Source organism: Paenibacillus tyrphae (assembly GCF_024158745.1).
In the GTDB taxonomy this organism is placed as follows: domain Bacteria; phylum Bacillota; class Bacilli; order Paenibacillales; family NBRC-103111; genus Paenibacillus_G; species Paenibacillus_G tyrfis_A.
Window position 1 is genome coordinate 1 of sequence record NZ_JAMZAW010000068.1, and the last position, 887, is coordinate 887.

Below are 887 nucleotides of genomic sequence, written 5' to 3' on the forward strand. Positions count from 1 at the left end.
CGGATTTGGTGGATGATGCATTTTTGGATATCTGTTTTCGGATAGCAAGCTGCAATAGCTTGTGAAAAGCCGCTTAGATTATCGACACAGGTAATAAGGATGTCTTGAACTCCGCGATTCTTAAGCTCGTTTAACACATTCAGCCAAAACTTTGCAGATTCGTTTTCCCCAATCCAAATGCCGAGTACATCTTTGTTGCCGTCTAAATCAATGCCGATCACCATATAGGCAGCCTTGTTTACAATATGGCCTTCTTGCTTAACCTTGAAATGAATGGCATCCAAAAAGACAACCGTATAGACCTGCTGTAAAGGGCGGTTCTGCCATTCCTTAATAAGCGGTAGGATCTTATTCGTTACATTGGAGATGAGAGTCGGTGAGACCTCAACACCATACAACCCTTGAAGATGATCCTGAATGTCTCGTGTGCTGACACCCTTCGCATACAATGCGATGATCTGTTCCTCAATGCCGGCTACATTCGTCTGATTTTTCTTCACGACCACAGGTTCAAATTCACCCAGTCGGTCCCGTGGCACTTCAATCTCTACATCGCCGTATTCGGAGGTGACGGTTTTCTTACTATAGCCGTTACGACTGTTTCTCGTTTGTTTGTTTTTTACATCGTGCTTCCCATAACCGAGATGCGTATCCAGTTCGGCTTCTAGCGCTTCTTGGAGCACATCTGCAAATAATTCCTTTAATGTCCTTTGAATATCTTCTGCCGATTGAAAATTATGCTCTTTTACGAATTGACGCAATTCTTGTTTTGACAATAATCCGCTTCGGGTCGCCATGTGCTTATTCCTCCAACTTTGATCTAGTAGTTAGTATTGACAAATTTATCTCAGTTGAGAGGTTACACAATTTATTTTACAGACCCTAAT

At 42.4% G+C, this 887-nt stretch carries 1 protein-coding gene; it reads right to left on the reverse strand.

Annotated features, from left to right (window positions below):
- Positions 1 to 797, reverse strand: a 797-nt coding sequence (locus NI000_RS36520) for an IS256 family transposase (protein WP_253416172.1), incomplete at its 3' end; no start/stop codon positions are given.
- Positions 798 to 887 lie beyond the last annotated feature (90 nt).